Source organism: Pseudomonas sp. M1 (assembly GCF_022760135.1).
Lineage (GTDB): Bacteria > Pseudomonadota > Gammaproteobacteria > Pseudomonadales > Pseudomonadaceae > Pseudomonas > Pseudomonas citronellolis.
This window is the reverse complement of record NZ_CP094343.1, coordinates 2,114,300-2,131,418: the sequence shown is the minus strand read 5'-3', so window position 1 is coordinate 2,131,418 and position 17,119 is coordinate 2,114,300. Positions and strand designations below refer to the sequence as shown.

The 17,119-nt window shown below is 62.3% G+C and carries 16 protein-coding genes; 9 read left to right on the top strand and 7 right to left on the bottom strand.

Annotated elements, in window-relative coordinates:
• Positions 1 to 12 precede the first annotated feature (12 nt).
• Positions 13 to 768, bottom strand: coding sequence for a molybdate ABC transporter substrate-binding protein (gene modA, locus PM1_RS09745; protein ID WP_009621774.1), 756 nt, complete (start codon positions 766 to 768; stop codon positions 13 to 15).
• A 95-nt stretch (positions 769 to 863) separates the two neighbouring features.
• On the opposite strand from modA, the gene PM1_RS09740 reads away from it, so the two are divergent.
• Entirely contained in the window at positions 864 to 1,292 is a 429-nt protein-coding gene (locus PM1_RS09740) for a TOBE domain-containing protein (protein WP_009621772.1), read from the top strand.
• A gap of 205 nt (positions 1,293 to 1,497) precedes the next feature.
• Here the strand turns inward: PM1_RS09740 and PM1_RS09735 are convergent, their stop codons facing one another.
• The 6 genes from PM1_RS09735 to PM1_RS09710 form a co-directional block, all read right to left on the bottom strand.
• The gene (locus tag PM1_RS09735; protein ID WP_009621770.1) at positions 1,498 to 1,860 is read right to left on the bottom strand and encodes a YidH family protein; all 363 of its coding nucleotides are present in this window, start codon (positions 1,858 to 1,860) and stop codon (positions 1,498 to 1,500) included.
• Positions 1,861 to 1,930: 70 nt separating this feature from the next.
• The gene (locus tag PM1_RS09730) at positions 1,931 to 2,356 is read right to left on the bottom strand and encodes a DUF6691 family protein (RefSeq protein ID WP_009621769.1); all 426 of its coding nucleotides are present in this window, start codon (positions 2,354 to 2,356) and stop codon (positions 1,931 to 1,933) included.
• Between the two features lie 2 nt (positions 2,357 to 2,358).
• Entirely contained in the window at positions 2,359 to 2,790 is a 432-nt protein-coding gene (locus PM1_RS09725; protein WP_009621768.1) for a YeeE/YedE family protein, read from the bottom strand.
• Positions 2,787 to 3,110, bottom strand: a complete 324-nt coding sequence (locus PM1_RS09720) for an ArsR/SmtB family transcription factor (protein ID WP_009621767.1) — start codon at positions 3,108 to 3,110, stop codon at positions 2,787 to 2,789. The genes PM1_RS09725 and PM1_RS09720 overlap by 4 nt, the downstream gene beginning before the upstream one ends.
• Before the next feature lie 78 nt (positions 3,111 to 3,188).
• Complete coding sequence (locus tag PM1_RS09715; RefSeq protein WP_009621766.1) at positions 3,189 to 4,802, bottom strand: ATP-binding protein; 1,614 nt, start codon at positions 4,800 to 4,802, stop codon at positions 3,189 to 3,191.
• A 168-nt stretch (positions 4,803 to 4,970) separates the two neighbouring features.
• Positions 4,971 to 5,675 (bottom strand): response regulator, encoded by a 705-nt coding sequence (locus PM1_RS09710; RefSeq protein ID WP_009621765.1) that lies wholly within the window; start codon positions 5,673 to 5,675, stop codon positions 4,971 to 4,973.
• Positions 5,676 to 6,407: 732 nt separating this feature from the next.
• On the opposite strand from PM1_RS09710, the gene PM1_RS09705 reads away from it, so the two are divergent.
• The 8 genes from PM1_RS09705 to PM1_RS09670 all read left to right on the top strand — a co-directional run bounded on the left by PM1_RS09705 (position 6,408) and on the right by PM1_RS09670 (position 17,105).
• Positions 6,408 to 9,287, top strand: a complete 2,880-nt coding sequence (locus tag PM1_RS09705) for a ribonucleoside-diphosphate reductase subunit alpha (RefSeq protein ID WP_009621764.1) — start codon at positions 6,408 to 6,410, stop codon at positions 9,285 to 9,287.
• Positions 9,288 to 9,504: 217 nt separating this feature from the next.
• Positions 9,505 to 10,752 carry a ribonucleotide-diphosphate reductase subunit beta gene (locus PM1_RS09700; RefSeq protein ID WP_009621763.1) on the top strand — a complete coding sequence of 416 codons (1,248 nt, stop codon included), beginning with the start codon at positions 9,505 to 9,507 and terminating at the stop codon, positions 10,750 to 10,752.
• Complete coding sequence (locus PM1_RS09695) at positions 10,656 to 12,185, top strand: hypothetical protein (protein ID WP_242935546.1); 1,530 nt, start codon at positions 10,656 to 10,658, stop codon at positions 12,183 to 12,185. The genes PM1_RS09700 and PM1_RS09695 overlap by 97 nt, the downstream gene beginning before the upstream one ends.
• A gap of 281 nt (positions 12,186 to 12,466) precedes the next feature.
• Positions 12,467 to 12,931, top strand: coding sequence for a BRO-N domain-containing protein (locus tag PM1_RS09690; RefSeq protein ID WP_009621762.1), 465 nt, complete (start codon positions 12,467 to 12,469; stop codon positions 12,929 to 12,931).
• A gap of 226 nt (positions 12,932 to 13,157) precedes the next feature.
• Entirely contained in the window at positions 13,158 to 14,243 is a 1,086-nt protein-coding gene (locus PM1_RS09685; RefSeq protein WP_009621761.1) for a hypothetical protein, read from the top strand.
• 347 nt (positions 14,244 to 14,590) lie between these two features.
• Positions 14,591 to 15,082 (top strand): PAAR domain-containing protein, encoded by a 492-nt coding sequence (locus tag PM1_RS09680; RefSeq protein ID WP_009621760.1) that lies wholly within the window; start codon positions 14,591 to 14,593, stop codon positions 15,080 to 15,082.
• Positions 15,079 to 16,620 (top strand): S-type pyocin domain-containing protein, encoded by a 1,542-nt coding sequence (locus PM1_RS09675; RefSeq protein WP_009621759.1) that lies wholly within the window; start codon positions 15,079 to 15,081, stop codon positions 16,618 to 16,620. The genes PM1_RS09680 and PM1_RS09675 overlap by 4 nt, the downstream gene beginning before the upstream one ends.
• Positions 16,620 to 17,105, top strand: coding sequence for a DUF6392 family protein (locus PM1_RS09670; protein ID WP_084229665.1), 486 nt, complete (start codon positions 16,620 to 16,622; stop codon positions 17,103 to 17,105). The genes PM1_RS09675 and PM1_RS09670 overlap by 1 nt, the downstream gene beginning before the upstream one ends.
• Positions 17,106 to 17,119 lie beyond the last annotated feature (14 nt).

Sequence of the window (17,119 nt, the reverse complement as noted above, 5' to 3'; positions counted from 1 at the left end):
CGTTTTCCCTGTTTACAGCTCGTAGCCGTAGGCCTTGATCACCGCCGCCGCCTTCGGCCCCTTCAGGTAGTCCACCAGGGCCTTGGCCGCGGCGTTGTCCTTGCCTTTTTCGAGGATGACCGCGTCCTGGCGGATCGGCTCATAGAGGTCGGCCGGGACTATCCAGGCCGAACCGGCCGTCACCTTGCCATCCTTGTAGATCTGCGACAACGCCACGAAGCCCAGCTCGGCGTTGCCACTGGACACGAACTGGTAGGCCTGGCCGATGTTCTGGCCCTCGACGATCTTGCCGGCCAGCTTGTCCTTCAGGCCGAGCTTGTCCAGCACCTGGGTGGCGGCCAGGCCGTAGGGCGCGGTCTTCGGGTTGGCGATGGACAGGTGCTGGAAGCCGCCTTGCTTCAGGACCTCGCCCTTGGCGTCGACGTAACCGTCCTTCGGCGACCACAGCGCCAGCTTGCCGATGGCGTAGGTGAAGCGCGAGCCGGGGACCACCGCCTTCTCCTGCTCCAGCTTGGCCGGGGTGCTGTCGTCGGCGGCGAGGAACACCTCGAAGGGCGCGCCGTTCTTGATCTGCGCGTAGAACTGCCCGGTGGCGCCGAAGGAGGCCACCAGCTTGTGCCCGGTGTCCTTCTCGAAGTCCTTGGCGATGGCCTGGATGGGCGCGGTGAAGTTGGCCGCGACCGCGACCTGCACCTCGTCGGCCAGCGCCGCGTGGGTGGCCAGGCAGGCCGCCAGGGCCAGGGAAAGGCGGGCGAATGTGTGTTTCATCGATGTGCTCCAGTGGTTGGCTGTCGTTCTGCTTCGAAGGGCCCGCCGGCTCTGCTATACCTTCCTGACCTCACTGCAACCAAGGAGAGAAAGACATGAAAGTCAGCGCGCGCAATGTGTTCCGCGGCACGGTCAAGCAACTGCGCAACGGCGCGGTGAATGCCGAGGTGGTGGTGCAACTGCCCGGCGGCAACGACCTGGTGGCCATCGTCACCGAAGAAAGCGTGAAGAGCCTCGGCCTGGCCCAGGGCAAGGACGTGGTGGCGCTGGTCAAGGCGCCCTGGGTGATGCTGATGACCGATGCCGAGGGCATTCGCCTGTCGGCGCGCAACTGCCTGCCCGGCACGGTGAAGTCGGTGGCCGACGGCGCGGTGAACGCCGAGGTGGTGCTGGACCTTGGCGGCGGCAGCGAAGTGGTGGCGGTGGTCACCCGCGACGCCGTCGCCGAACTGGGGCTGGCGGCCGGCGTCAAGGCCACGGCGGTGATCAAGGCTTCCCATGTGATTCTCGGTGTTCCTTCCTGACGGATGCCACGGCGCGACGCTGGAGGGCCCCGGTCTGTCCGGGGCCCGCTGCCGGAGAATCGTTATATCAAAAATTACATAACGATACCCGTGCCGCAGCAATACCCATTAAGGGCAACGCCATGGGCTTTGCCGCGGGCGTCGGTGCCGATGGGCACGCCAGCATTCTGCATTTATTGACCTGAAGGTCAATTTCTTCGCAAGGCTACAGCGCCAGGTACAGCGTCAGCAGCAGGCCCAGGCCGGCCACCGTCAGGTTGAGCCAGGGCCCGGCATTGACCCGGTAGCCCTCGGGAATCTCCACCGGCTTCAGCCCGCGCACCACGTTGCGGTACTGCAGCGCCGAACTGCAGGCCGCCACGCAGCCGAGCAGGATGAAGCCCAGCCCCACCCAGAACGACATGCGCAGCGCCGCCGCGGTCTCCAGGCCCGCGTGCATCAGGCGCAGCAGCAGGCCGGTGCGCTCCACCACGAAGCCGAAGGCGATCAGCGCCAGGGCGGTACGGTTCCAGGCCAGCAGGGTGCGCTCGGCGGCGAAGAAGACGCGGGGGTCGTTCAGGTCGGACATGGGGCCTCGGTTCGCAGGGGAATCTCCGGGTAGCGTAGGCGGCGGGCGGCGCTGCGTCTAAGGCACGGCTTCATGCCCCCGCGCCCTTGTGCCGCTGCTGCCATTCGAACGCCGCCATGCCGGCCAGCATCCCCAGCACGAACAGCGCTGCCTGCCAGTGGCCGGCGCCCAGGCCGACCAGCGCCGGCCCCGGGCAGATGCCGGCGATGCCCCAGCCAACGCCGAACACCAGGCTGCCCAGCACCAGGCGGCGGTCCAGGTCGCGCCGCGTCGGCAACTGCATGGCGCCGCCGAGCAGGCCGTGCGCCTTGCCGCGGGCCAGGCCGAAGAACGGCAAGGCGGTGAGGATGGCGCCGACCATCACCAGCGCCAGGGACGGGTCCCAGGCCCCGGCCAGGTCGAGGAAGGCCAGCACCTTGGCCGGGTCGGCCATGCCGGCCAGCAGCAGGCCCAGGCCGAACAGCAGGCCGCAGAGGAAAGCGCTCAGGCGGGCCATGTTCAGGCTCCCAGCAGGTGGCGGATGCAGAAGACGGTGGCGAAGCCGCTGGCCATGAAGCACAGCGTGGCCAGCAGCGACCGCGGCGACAGCCGCGCCAGGCCGCACACGCCATGGCCGCTGGTGCAGCCGGAGCCATAGCGGCTGCCCAGCCCCACCAGCAGCCCGGCCAGCAGCAGCGCTGGCCAGGCGCTGTCGAAGTGCAGCGCCGGCAGCGGACCGAAGGCCAGCCACAGCAGCGGCGCCAGCAGCAGCCCGAGGAGGAACGCCAGGCGCTCGCCGCCGACGCCGCCCCTGGCCAGCAGGCCGCCGAGCAACCCGCTGATGCCGGCCACGCGGCCATTGAGCAGGGCGAACAGGCCGGCGGAAAGGCCGATCAGCGCGCCGCCGGCCAGGGCGCTCCAGGGGGTGAAGGCATTCCAGTCGATGTTCATTCGGCATCCTCCGCGCAGAACAGCTGGTAGAGCGTCTGGATCACCGCCAGCGCCTGCGGGCTGCTGATGCGGTAGTACACCTGCTTGCCCTCCTTGCGCGTCGCCACCAGCCCCTCGCGGCGCAGCACGCCCAGTTGCTGCGACAGCGTCGGCTGGCCGATGCCCACCCGCTCCTCCAGGGCGCCGACGTGCAGCTCCTCCTGGGACAGCATGCACAGCAGCAACAGGCGGTCGGGGTTGCCCAGGGCCTTGAGCAGGCGCCCGGCCTGGTCGGCGGAGCGGCGCAGGCGTTGCAGGTCGATGGCTGGGGTGGCGGGCATGGGAACGCTCTATGAAATTACAATATATGAAAACATATAATATAAACCCGCAGAACGTCCACCCTCGCCCGCCGCGGGCTATTCCTTGGGCGCCTGGCGCCGCGGCCAGGCCAGGGTGAAGCAGGCGCCGCCCAGGGCCTGGCTGCGGGCGATGGACACCCGGCCGCCGTGCCAGCGGATGATCCGCCGCACGATGGACAGCCCCAGGCCGTGCCCGCCGGTGACCCGCGTGCGGCTGTCGTCGACGCGGAAGAACGGCGTGAACAGGCGCTCCCAGCGGTCCTCCGGCACGCCCGGGCCGTCGTCCTCGACGTCCACCTGGCAGCGGTCCAGGCTGACCCGGTAGCTCACCCGCACCCGCGTCTCGGCGTAGCGGATGGCGTTGCTCAGCAGGTTCTGCAGGGCGCGGTGCAGGTAGCGCGGCTCGGCCTCGATCCAGCTGCCCTGGTCGAAGGGCACCAGCGCGCCGGCCTCGCAGGTCACTTGCACCTCGCCGCGTAGCGGGGCGATCTCCGCCACCACCTGGCGCACCAGTTCGCCCAGCTCCACGCTCTGGTAGGTCAGCGCCGGCGAGCCCTGTTCCAGGCGCGCGTAGGTGAGCATCTCGTCCACCAACTGGTCGAGGTCCTGGATGTCGCCGTCCATGCCCTCCAGGTACTTGTGCCGGGTCTTGTCGTCCTCGGCGGACTCGATCATCTCCAGGCCGAAGCGCAGCCGCGCCACCGGCGTGCGCAGCTCGTGGGACACCGCGCGGACCAGCTCGCGCTGCACGCTGATCAGGCGCTGGATCTGCTCGGCCATGTGGTTGAAGGTGCCGGCCAGGCGCCCCACCGAGTCGCTGCCGCGCTCCTCCACCCGGGTGTCCAGGCTGCCGCGGGCGATACGCGAGGCAGCCGACTCCAGGCCGCGCAGGCGCTGCTCCAGGCGGCTGATCAGCAGGTACAGGGTGAGGCCGATCAGCGACAGGCCGACGGCGGCGATCAGCAGCAGCAGTTGCGGCGGATAGGGGTTCATCTGGTAGATCGGCCCCAGCTCCAGCACCCAGGGCGTGTCGACGATGCCGGCCACCACGCGGATGGAGTCGCCGTTCTTGCCCAGCGCCAGCACGGTGTCGCCCTCCTCCACCCGGCGGCTCTGGTCGTCGTCCAGGTCGATCTCCTTCAGGCGCAGCAGGTGCACGTCGAAGCCGAAGCGCTTGTCGCGCACGATGCGCGCCAGGTGGTAGGGCTGCTCGCTGGCGGGGAAGCGGCGCAGCTCGTCCATCAGCATATAGATGGTGGCCCGCGCCAGCTGCTCGCTGACCTGCTCCACCTCGCCGGTGAGCACCAGGCCCTCCTGCAGGCTGACCTGGGTATGGATGCGCACCTGGTGCGGCCCGTCGGCCTCCACCAGCACCTGGTTATTCATCAGCCGCGCGCGGTCGCGGCCATCCATGCCCAGGGCGTCGAGCTTCTGCAGGCTCAGCGGGATGCCCATCAGGCGGCTCCACTGCAGCAGCGCGCGCTTGCGGTCCACCTCCTCCATGCCCGCCATCTCGTCGGCCATCAGGCGGAAGGTGCCGCGCGCCAGCTCCTCGCGGTAGCGGTCGCCGCGCACCTCGTTGACCAGGTGCAGGGTCAGCACGCCGAGGGCGGCGACCAGCACCAGGGTCAGCAGCATGCCGCCGTAGATGCGCAGGAAGATGGATTTCATCGGCGAAGCCCTGTGCCGGGTTCAGCGGCCGGCGTGGAGGCGCGGGGATGGCGCCGGGAAGTATGGATGCAACACGCAGGATGGGAGAGCGAAGCGATACCCATCGATGGGTATCGCCGCGCTCCACGCCATCCTACGTGAACACGGACGCGGGCGAGAGCGTTGGCCCTACTGCTCGCCAACGAACAGGTAGCCCTTGCTGCGCACCGTCTTGATCAGCCGCGGGTGCATGGGGTCGTCGCCGATCTTCGGGCGGATGCGCGAGATGCGCACGTCGATGGAGCGGTCCTGGCCGTCGTATTCGATGCCGCGCAGGGAATTGAAGATTTCCTCGCGGGAAAGGATGCGCCCGCTGTTGGCCGCCAGCAGCCACAGCAGGTCGAACTCGGCGCTGGTCAGCTCGATGGTCTGGCCGTCCAGCCAGGCCTCGCGCATGGCGTTGTCGATCACCAGCCTGCCGAAGGTCAGGCGCTTGCTGCCCGCCGCGGGCGCCTCGTCCGGCCCCTCGCTGCGCCGCAGCAGGGCGCGGATGCGCGCCAGCAGCAGGCGCGGGCGCACCGGCTTGCACACGTAGTCGTCGGCGCCCATCTCCAGGCCCTGGATCTGGTCCATGTCGTCGGTGCGCGCGGTGAGCATCAGGATCGGGCCGTCGTAGTCCGGGCGCAGGCGCCGGCAGATCGACAGGCCGTCCTCGCCGGGCAGCATCAGGTCCAGCACCACCAGGTCCGGCCGTTCCGCCAGCACGCGGTCCACCGCGCGGGCGCCGTCAGCCTCGACGCCCACCTTCAGGCCGTTGCTTTCCAGATAGTCCTGGGTCAGCTCGGCCAACCGCTGGTCGTCCTCGACAATGAGGATTCGCGCCTCTTGCTCCACACCGCCTCCCAATGCACCTGAACGGGTCCGCCGCGCACCGCCGCGAGGCAGGCGGACGTGCCGCATTGTAGCCAGGAAGCCGCGCCATGGCACGGGCGGAACGCGATGGGGCAGGACCACAAGATATTGTGGTAGGGTTCACACCCTGACAGCCTCAGGCCAACTCCTGAATCTGTCAGTCGCTCATGACGAACGGTGAAAATCAGCAGCGGTGCGGCCTGGCGCGATCCCTACGCGATCACGCACACGCCACCCACAATTTATCCACAGGTTTCCCCCAGCCTGCCGCCTTGCAAAGCCTCCCATAGCGCATTATCTTGTATCCCCGTTGCGGATAACCCCTACATGTTGGGTCCGCAACCTGGAACCGGACACAAGAAGAAGCACGAGGTCGCGAGCCTTTTCCACGGCTCCTCCGGTTCCCCCAGCAGCTGCATCCAGGCGTACGGAAGTCCGACGCGGCGTAGGCCGCAAAGGAGTGATCGATGTCGATGGCCATGCGGTACGGGTGTTGCAACCGATCGGTCAACACCACTAGGTATTGTGGTTCCGGCCCGTAAAGCCGGACACCCGACTTGGGCCAGGGAGGCGCTTGAGTCCCCTTCCCCTGTTACGCAAGTTTTCATGCGGCCGGCCCCGCCGGACGCACACGCTCTTTATTGCTGTTTTTCCGGAGCGGCGCCCCCGGCGCCAGTGACAGAACCCACTAAGAGAATGTGGAGACAACCACCCATGCAGATCGACACCACTCGCGAGAACCCGCAGGCCGCAGCGCCGCAGGCAGCCGAATCCGCCCAGGATCTGGCCGCCACCGCGCCCGGCCAGCTGCGCGTGATCAAGCGCAACGGCACCGTAGTTCCCTACACCGATGACAAGATCACCGTAGCCATCACCAAGGCGTTCCTCGCCGTGGAAGGCGGCACCGCTGCCGCCTCGTCGCGCATCCATGAAACCGTCGCGCGCCTGACCGAGCAGGTCACCGCGACCTTCAAGCGCCGCATGCCCTCCGGTGGCACCATCCACATCGAAGAAATCCAGGACCAGGTCGAACTGGCCCTGATGCGCGCCGGCGAGCAGAAAGTCGCCCGCGACTACGTGATCTACCGCGAAGCCCGCGCCAACGAGCGCAAGACCGCCAGCGCCGCCGGCGAAGTCGCCCAGCCGCACCCGAGCATCCGCATCACCAAGGCCGACGGCAGCACCCAGCCGCTGGACATGGGCCGCCTGCAGACCATCATCCGCGAGGCCTGCGAAGGCCTGGCCGAAGTCGACGGCGGGCTGATCGAACGCGAAACCCTGAAGAACCTCTACGACGGCGTGGCCGAGAAGGACGTCAACACCGCCCTGGTGATGACCGCCCGCACCCTGGTGGAACGCGAGCCGAACTACTCCTACGTCACCGCCCGCCTGCTGATGGACACCCTGCGCGCCGAAGCCCTGGGCTTCCTCGGCGTGGTCGAGAGCGCCACCCACCACGAAATGGCCGAGCTCTACGCCCGCGCCCTGCCGGCGTACATCGAGAAGGGCGTGGAATTCGAGCTGGTCGATCCCAAGCTGAAGACCTTCGACCTGGCCAAGCTGGGCGCCGCGCTGAACCACGAGCGCGACCAGCAGTTCACCTACCTGGGCCTGCAGACCCTCTACGACCGCTACTTCATCCACAAGGACGGCATCCGCTTCGAACTGCCGCAGGTGTTCTTCATGCGCGTGGCCATGGGCCTGGCCATCGAAGAGCCGCAGAAGGAAGAACGCGCCATCGAGTTCTACAACCTGCTGTCGTCCTTCGACTACATGTCGTCCACCCCCACCCTGTTCAACGCCGGCACCCTGCGCCCGCAGCTGTCCAGCTGCTACCTGACCACCGTGCCGGACGACCTGTCGGGCATCTACAGCGCCATCCACGACAACGCCATGCTGTCGAAATTCGCCGGCGGCCTGGGCAACGACTGGACCCCGGTGCGCGCGCTGGGCTCCTACATCAAGGGCACCAACGGCAAGTCCCAGGGCGTGGTCCCGTTCCTGAAAGTGGTCAACGACACCGCCGTGGCCGTGAACCAGGGCGGCAAGCGCAAGGGCGCCGTGTGCGCCTACCTGGAAACCTGGCACCTGGACATCGAAGAATTCCTGGAGCTGCGCAAGAACACCGGTGACGACCGCCGCCGCACCCACGACATGAACACCGCGAACTGGATTCCCGACCTGTTCATGAAGCGCGTGTTCGAAGACGGCACCTGGACGCTGTTCTCCCCGTCCGACGTCCCCGACCTGCACGACCTCTACGGCAAGGCCTTCGAAGAGCGCTACGAGTACTACGAAGCCCTCACCCAGTACGGCAAGCTGAAGCTGCACAAGGTCGTCCAGGCCAAGGACCTGTGGCGCAAGATGCTCTCCATGCTGTTCGAGACCGGCCACCCGTGGCTGACCTTCAAGGACCCGTGCAACCTGCGCAGCCCGCAGCAGCACGTGGGCGTGGTGCACAGCTCGAACCTGTGCACCGAGATCACCCTGAACACCAACAAGGACGAGATCGCCGTCTGCAACCTGGGCTCGGTGAACCTGGTCAACCACATCGTCGACGGCAAGCTCGACGTCGAGAAGCTCGGCCGCACCGTCAAGACCGCGGTCCGCATGCTCGACAACGTCATCGACATCAACTACTACTCGGTGCCCCAGGCGGAGAACTCCAACCTCAAGCACCGCCCGGTGGGCCTGGGCATCATGGGCTTCCAGGACGCCCTGTACCTGCAGCACATCGCCTACGGCTCCGACGCCGCCATCGACTTCGCCGACAAGTCCATGGAAGCCATCAGCTACTTCGCCATCCAGGCCTCCTGCGACCTGGCCGAAGAGCGCGGCGCCTACGAGACCTTCGACGGCTCGCTGTGGTCGCAAGGCATCCTGCCGATCGACTCGCAGAAGCTGCTGATCGAAGCCCGCGGCGCCAAGTACATCGAAGTCGACCAGAGCGAGAGCCTGGACTGGGCCCCGGTGCGCGAGCGCGTGCGCAAAGGCATCCGCAACTCGAACATCATGGCCATCGCGCCGACCGCGACCATCGCCAACATCACCGGCGTGTCGCAGTCCATCGAGCCGACCTACCAGAACCTCTACGTGAAGTCGAACCTCTCCGGCGAGTTCACCGTGATCAACCCCTACCTGGTGCGCGACCTCAAGGCCCGCGGCCTGTGGGACCCGGTCATGGTCAACGACCTGAAGTACTACGACGGCTCCGTGCAGCAGATCGAGCGCATCCCGCAGGACCTGAAAGACCTGTACGCCACCGCCTTCGAAGTGGAGACCAAGTGGATCGTCGACGCCGCCAGCCGCCGCCAGAAGTGGATCGACCAGGCCCAGTCGCTGAACCTCTACATCGCCGGCGCCTCGGGCAAGAAGCTGGACGTGACCTACCGCATGGCCTGGTACCGTGGCCTGAAGACCACCTACTACCTCCGTGCCCTGGCCGCCACCAGCACCGAGAAGTCCACCATCAACACCGGCAAGCTGAACGCCGTGAGCTCGGTGATCGACGAAGGCCTGCAAGCCGCCCCGGCCCCGGCGCCGGTACCCAAGGCCTGCAGCATCGACAACCCCGACTGCGAAGCCTGCCAGTAAGGAAGCAGCGGCCCTCGCCCGAGGGCCGCGTTTCCACGCAGCACGGATATCCCCTCTCCCTTCAGGGAGAGGGTTAGGGAGAGGGGCTCTTGTCCCCGCCTCCCTCAGACATAACAGCTTCCCCTCGTCATTCCCGCGAACGCGGGAACCCGGAGAAGGGAAGCCAAGCAAGCTTTAGCGTGCCCCCCATCACGCAACCAGACCAGGAGAGGAACCAATGCTGAGCTGGGACGAATTCGACAAAGAAGACCCCACCGAAGCCAAGGCCGCCCCGGCCGTGGCCAAAGCCGCCGCCCAGGCCGCCGACAAACTGGACGACGAAGCCGCCGGCTCCGTGGAAGAAGCCCGCGCCGTCTCCGCCAGCGACTCCGACGCGGTCGCCCGCGCCAAGAAGGCCCTGGACGCCCTGGACATCCAGGAAGGCCTGGACGATCTGGAAGGCTCCGCCGCCCGCGTACAGGTCGGCGACAAGCAGATGATCAACGCCCGCGCCGACCTCAACCAGCTCGTACCCTTCAAGTACGACTGGGCCTGGCAGAAGTATCTGGATGGTTGCGCCAACCACTGGATGCCGCAGGAAGTGAACATGAACGCCGACATTGCCCTGTGGAAGAGCAAGGACGGCCTGTCCGAAGACGAGCGCCGCATCGTCATGCGCAACCTCGGCTTCTTCTCCACCGCCGACTCCCTGGTGGCGAACAACCTGGTGCTGGCCGTGTACCGCCTGATCACCAACCCCGAATGCCGCCAGTACATCCTGCGCCAGGCCTTCGAGGAAGCCATCCACACCCACGCCTACCAGTACTGCATCGAGTCGCTGGGCATGGACGAGGGCGAAATCTTCAACATGTACCACGAGATCCCGAGCGTCGCGAAAAAGGCGTCCTGGGGCCTGAAGTACACCCGCTCGATCTCCGACCCGCAGTTCCAGACCGGCACCCCGGAAACCGACCGCCAGTTCCTGCGCAACCTGATCGCCTACTACTGCGTGCTGGAAGGCATCTTCTTCTACTGCGGCTTCACCCAGATCCTATCCATGGGCCGCCGCAACAAGATGACCGGCACCGCCGAGCAGTTCCAGTACATCCTGCGCGACGAATCCATGCACCTGAACTTCGGCATCGACGTGATCAACCAGATCAAGATCGAAAACCCGCACCTGTGGGATGCCCAAATGAAGGACGAAGCCACGCAGATGATCCTGCAGGGCACCCAGCTGGAAATCGAATACGCCCGCGACACCATGCCGCGCGGCGTCCTGGGTATGAACGCAGCGATGATGGAGGACTACCTAAAGTTCATCGCCAACCGCCGCCTGACCCAGATCGGCCTGAAGGAAGAATACCCGGGCACCAGCAACCCCTTCCCGTGGATGAGCGAAATCATGGACCTGAAGAAGGAAAAGAACTTCTTCGAGACCCGCGTGATCGAGTACCAGACCGGCGGCGCGCTGAGCTGGGACTGACGGAAGTAGTAGCAAAGCAGCAAGTCAAGACCATTAGAAAGCGCTATATTCCCGAGACGGATTTTTGGGGCAGCGATAGAAAGACAAAAGCCCCGCCTTGTGCGGGGTTTTTTATAGGATTTTTTATGATCAAGAAAAAAACACACAATGTTTTCGGCATATCCAATGAAATCCTAGATGACTCCTATATAGATCGGGGTTCTCTAGATAGTGAATTGAAGCGTCTACTGGACAGAAGAACGCATATTGCTATACGTGGCCCATCGAAATCTGGAAAATCTTGGCTTCGACAACGAGTTATTAAAAACTCCATCACCGTGCAATGTCGCTTGGGCTTCACATCTACGGATATTTACACCCAAGCGCTAGCAGAGATTGGCACAACATCCAAGACATCTGAAAAGAAACAAATAACTCTTTCTGCCTCTGGTGAAGTCTCTGGCGAAGCGGGACTTTCTATAGCAAAAGCCACCGCCAAAGCTGGCGCTAATATCAGCTCTCAGCGAGAAATCACAGAACAATCTTTCGGGAACAACATCAATGACCTAAAGTTTGTTGCCAACTCAATTACAGAATCTAAAAGACGCCTTGTAATTGAGGACCTACACTACCTTTCCTCAGATCAGAGGCACATACTCGCGCACGAACTAAAGACGCTATGGGACTATGGCTGTTTCGTAATACTAGTTGGTGTCTGGGGACAGGCAAACTTGCTGGTACACTGCAATCCCGACTTGAGCGGAAGATTAGAAGAGCTTTCCATTGAATGGACACCTGATGATTTGAGGTCAATCTTCGAAAAAGGTGGACGAGCCTTAAACATCCATATATCACGGGACATCCAAAATAAAGCCATTGTTGACTGCTTCGGAAACTCTGGGCTTCTGCAAAAACTAATTTTGCGTCTGCTAGATGAGGCAGGGATAGAGGAGGAACAGGAAACCGAACTAGTCGTTTCCAACCTGTCTTTCTACGAATCCTCAGCCATGGCAGTAGCCGACCAATTAAATGGCGTCTACCAAAAGTTTGCAGAGCGAGTCGCTAACGGAATTAGAAAGCGTAGCGAAGCGACTGGCATATATGCCCACGCAATGGCAGCCATCATGGAAGCCGAGGACAGAAAGCATCTACTTGGGATAACTCTAACCGAAATATTTAATAGATCTCATGCAAGACAACCCCGAATTCAAAAGCCCAACTTAAAATCCATTCTGACAAAAATTGATGGGCTTCAGGTCGATGAAAATGGTCGTGGATTGGTAGTCACCTACGATGAGTCTGAAGAAAAAGTACTTAACGTAGACCGGCAATTATTATTCTATCGCAAATATGTAACACTATTCTGGCCATGGGAAGAACTCATAAAAGAATCTGAAGAACGCGTCCAGGCAGAGCGAAGAAAAGGCGGGCAGATTGATCTATTTTCCGAATAGTCCTCCGAAACAACCACTATGCCCTACACATGCTTGCGCAGGGCATTTTTTCAAAATGCCCTAGATATAAAACCGGGATCAAGCCATAACCATTGATATCCAAGCTATAACTTAATAAATTAAGCAGCAGCGCCTAAGAAACGCTTCACGTAGCGGCAATACTGCTCCCGAAAGCAGCGGTGTACCCATTGAGGTAATGGATATGCCTATCACCCCCAGCCTTCAGCCCGAAGGCGCTCCGCCGTACCTGCCCTCTTCCCCCTCCACCCCGGAGGTGCGCCATGTCTGAAGAGGTGCTGATCCCCACCCTGTTCACCCGCCACAAGCGCCAGCTGCGCGCCCTGCTGCTGGAAGACCAATGCTGGTTCAGCACCCGCGACCTCGGCCGGCTGATGGGCGTGCCGATGCTGGAAGAGCGCGTGCAGCGCAACCTGGACGACGACCAGCACCGCCGCGCTTGGCTACGCGGTGGCAATGGCGACTACGAGGACGAACTGCTGCTCAGCGAATCCGCCGTGTACGCCACGCTGATCCACTACTTCCACCCGGAAAACCGCTGCATCCGCCAATGGATCACCCAGGAAGTGGTCCCGGCCCTGCGCGACAGCTACCGCCACGACACCCGCCAACCCCGCCGCGAAACCCTCCACGGCCCCACCCAGGCCCTGACGGTGCTGCACTGGCAAGGCATGCTCTGGGTGCCCTACCGGCAATGGCCACAGGCGAACGCCACCCCCACCCGCTGAACACCGGACCTGTTCGTAGGATGGCGTTGAGCGCAGCGATACCCATCGATGGCGCGGCAGCATGGGTATCGCTTCGCTCCACCCATCCTACGGAGCGGCGTCTTTTCGTAGGAGCGAGCTTGCTCGCGAACGGGCCAAGTGCCTGAGGTTGTTCGCGAGCAAGCTCGCTCAGGGGCGCGATGGGATAGATTTGTGTAGGTGACAGACCGAATGATGGCCATTTACCATGGCAGCACTCGCAAGCAATGAATGGCTAAGCATGGGCGCAGAAGCGGAAGCGGCACCGGAAGTCGATACGATAGACCAAGTAGCTGGCTGGGTTGAGCAGTTTTTGAAGCGCTACTTCTTCCAGTTATGCACATGGGTTCCCCCCTTAGTGGGTTTTGGGATTTTCCTAAGCTACTTCTCCTCCAATCACTTCTTCCCCAGTTTCGATCTGTTCCAATTTTCCTCCCTGCTGCTCTCGGCGGCCCTCATTGGATTCTTCCTGTTTGCTCCAGTGGTAGCGGGCATTGCCCTTCCCGGACTGGTGACTGCCCATCTGTTCCTGAATAAGAAGACACTGAAAGGAAAACTGCGAAGAATCGGCGCCAGTGAGCAGGAGCAGGAAAGAAACGCCCTCATGCTGGTGCTGCTATGTTTTACCGCCCCTTACCTGCTCAGCTCGCTAGCCACCTCGCTACTGCTGGTGACGTTCGCCGGCGCGATACCAATCTCGCATGCCCTCGTTTCAGCGGTTATCGCATTTAGCTTTGGCCTTTTCCTTCAATGGCATTTCAAGCTTGCCCAATGGAGCTTTCTTCAATACGGGAGCTCGGTGTTCCTTGCGCTAATGATTGTTAAATGGGTGGTACTAGATTCCCTTACGTATTCACGTATGGCATTTGGAGGCATGCTTTCGGGAGAAATGGCGACAATAGGGATTTTTCTAGTTCCCTTGGCACTCAGCTTTACCATCAGCTTTTTCACCATGGGAGCTGTAGGTGGCCCTACTCACTCCCTTTGCTTTTCCGTTCCGCTGGCTCTGGCCATTGCCTACTACAGTGGAGCGCTGACCTCGATGCCCGAACGTGTGGTCAAAGGACTCGGTCTGGGAAGCTACGAAGCGGCAAGCCTCGTCATGGAGCCGGAGTTCTGCGAAAAGAATCTCCCGGACTTCATGTCTTCAGCAGTTCCTTGTGTGCTGCAAAGCCCAACTGTCATCTGGTCATTAGGCGACATGTTCACCTTGCGCGTAGGCAAGGACGGCATCGCTCGCCAAGTCCAGATCCCTTCACGTTTCGTCAAAGCCATCATCCGCAACCCTGGATAGCATCGGCTCCTTTGTAGGGCGAATAACGCTCTGCGTTATCCGCCGTTTGACCGCGCCACACGCCCTCAGGAATCGAGCACGAAGCGCCGCTTGATGGCCGCTTCGGGTTTGGCGGCAACAAAGCTGTAGCAGCGGATAACCGCGAACGGTTATTCGCCCTACAGCCAACCGCACCACGCTTTTTTTCAGGCTTCCACCAAGTTCGCTATCGGACTTTTCCGAACTCGTTCTGAGCCCAGTACGGCAAGAGCCCGCCCTTGATAGCTTCGGGGCCGGCGCAGAAAACCCTATCTATCAGGGCCTAAAGAAAATGCATGCGCCTTCACTCACCACTGGAGAGCGCATCCATGCCCCAAGCGACCGAAATCACGACGCAGTACACCAACGAAGCCTCCGCCGAACTGCTCCAGAAGATAAATGCCCCATACTTTTCGGAAGCCGACCTGGCCACCTTCGACGCGCAAACCGCGGAATGGGTTCGCCAACGCCAGGCATGGGAGCAGCAGCACCCCGTTATCGGTATTTACCGTGCAGCGACCGAAGGCAGTCTGACCCGCCAGGGAGGCATAGTTCAGGCATCTCACAAGGAATGGACAATCGATGTCGGAGAAGAGCAGCCACTGGGCGTCGCCAGGGTCGGCGACAAAGTTGTCTACCCAGACGGTAGCCACGCGGAAATTCTGACCGGTTCGGGCAAGGAATACAGAGAAGTCGCATTGGTCGGTAGCCGTCTGAGCAACGGCGATGAAATCATTTCCACACGGCAGAAGAGCCTATTGCTGGTCCGTCGCCAGGGCGTCCCTCTGCCCGCCGACTTCCTGGCGGAACGGGAGGCATGAGCTATCGCCCGGAGGTTCACGGAAAGGGCCAGGCCATACACGGCGACAAGACGACCACCGGCGCAACCTGCATCACCAGTTGCCCGGAAGCGACCGTCTATGGCCTGGGCGTCATCCGGTCCGGGGATAGCACCACACCCTGCCCCCGCTGCGGAAAAATCGGCACCGTCATCGAAGGTGACCCGCGCCTGAGCTGGCATGGCAGGGCGACGGCGGTCGATGGTTGCCGCGTGCTCTGCGGCTGCCCACCGGGCAGCAACCGCATCATCGCTCCGCTGGGGCTGATGCAGATAGGCACGCCCCCTCAACAGATGGCATCTCCCGCACCCACCGCCTCTCCCGCCAGTTCCATCGCTCCGGCAAAACTCGACCAGAGCCGCCGCACCAGCGAGACCTGCGTCTTCGCCAAGTCCTGCGTAAGCGTTCCGCTCGGCTCTACCGATGCCGGCGTGCAGCCAGAGCCGGCGAGCAATTTCGGCAGCACGACAGTCCTCGTCACAACGCAAACCCTGGACTCCGGCGCAACCCTGCTCGGCCGAGCGGGAGGGACGCTGGCCCAGGGCCTGGGCAGTTGGGCCATCAGTGGCGGCTCCGCCGCCGGGGTGAGTGCGACAGGAGCCAGTGGAGCAGCCACCATTGGCAGCGCAGTGACCGCCGCCGGCCTGGCAGGAACGGTGCTACTGGCACTCTGGCCGCGGGACCTGGGCGACGGAACGCTCTATACCCCCGAGCAATTGGCCGCACAGGACCGCGCGGCCTCCCGGGTACGCTTCCAGTTCCGCCGCGACAGCAATGGCGCGGTGCATGTCTACGGCCTCCACACTCGCCCTGGAGGCGGCAAGGACAGCGTCCCCATCACCCACGCGCGCTGGGATGCCGGCAAATCCGCCATGGTCGCCGACCTGGGCGGCATCAGCATTACCTGGACACCGAACGACGGCCCGCTGGCCACCGCACCGACCGCCACACCAGGAATCCCGGTCAACCTCAACAACCTGCTGGTCCACCCGATTCCGGAGGGCCGCGACTCACAGATCACCACCTACCCCGGCCAGGGCCTTGAAGACATTACCTGGCAGGACACCATTATCGTTTTCCCGGCGGATTCGGGGGTTCCGCCGCTGTACCTGGTGTTTGCCAAGCCAACAGTGAGGCTGCTGGAGGTTGGATTCTACGGCAGCTTCGATAAACGCCCTCGTAACGGAACACATCTGGATCATATTCCGTCAAAAAAGGCCTTGGAGAGACGCTTGAAAGACGACTCTCCCGATATCGAAACAGTAGACATCAAAAGAGCTCTGAGAAATGCAGCCAGCATCGCCATTCCAGCGTGGGTACACCAGCAACACAGCGAAACGTACGGTGCACGAAATACCATAGATAAACAGATCCTTGACGCAGCCAATTTACGAGCAGCAGTAGATAGCAACTTCGATATGATCAAACCCTTGCTATTGAAAGAAGGCTTCTCTAATACGGACCTTGAGGCTGCTCGCACTACTTTGCATGAACTCAACCAAGAGCAAGGGTGGTACTGATGGACGCAGCTACGATCAACCGATGGGTCAGGAATCTGGGCTGCACTTACGAGCAGCTAGTCGCTGAAGGCGTTATTCCCATCCTCCCCCTTCGAGAGCTGTATGAAGGGCGGGATTGGTTGGATATGGAGCCAGTTCCAGGAGTAGAAATGGAGTTTCGCGCAGATACAAAGCAGCTCGAAAAAATCTTGTTCACTCTGATTCCCTCTCAGCAAGGCGATCCTTTCTATACTGGAGAGCTGCCAGCACCCTTTGTATTAAAAATGAATCGAAAAGAAGTTAATAGCCAACTTGGAATCCCCATAAAATCCAAAGGACCTGGAAAACTTCCAGGAGGTTTGGGTATGCGTGGTGGTTGGGATACCTACCATCTTGCAAAAAACTTACACCCCAGCGCCTGTATACGCCTTAGTTATACATCCCAAATGGAGGTCAAAACACTGGCATTCGCGCTACTTGATCCTGAGCATAGCCAGTCAACCTAATGAAAAATTTCTAT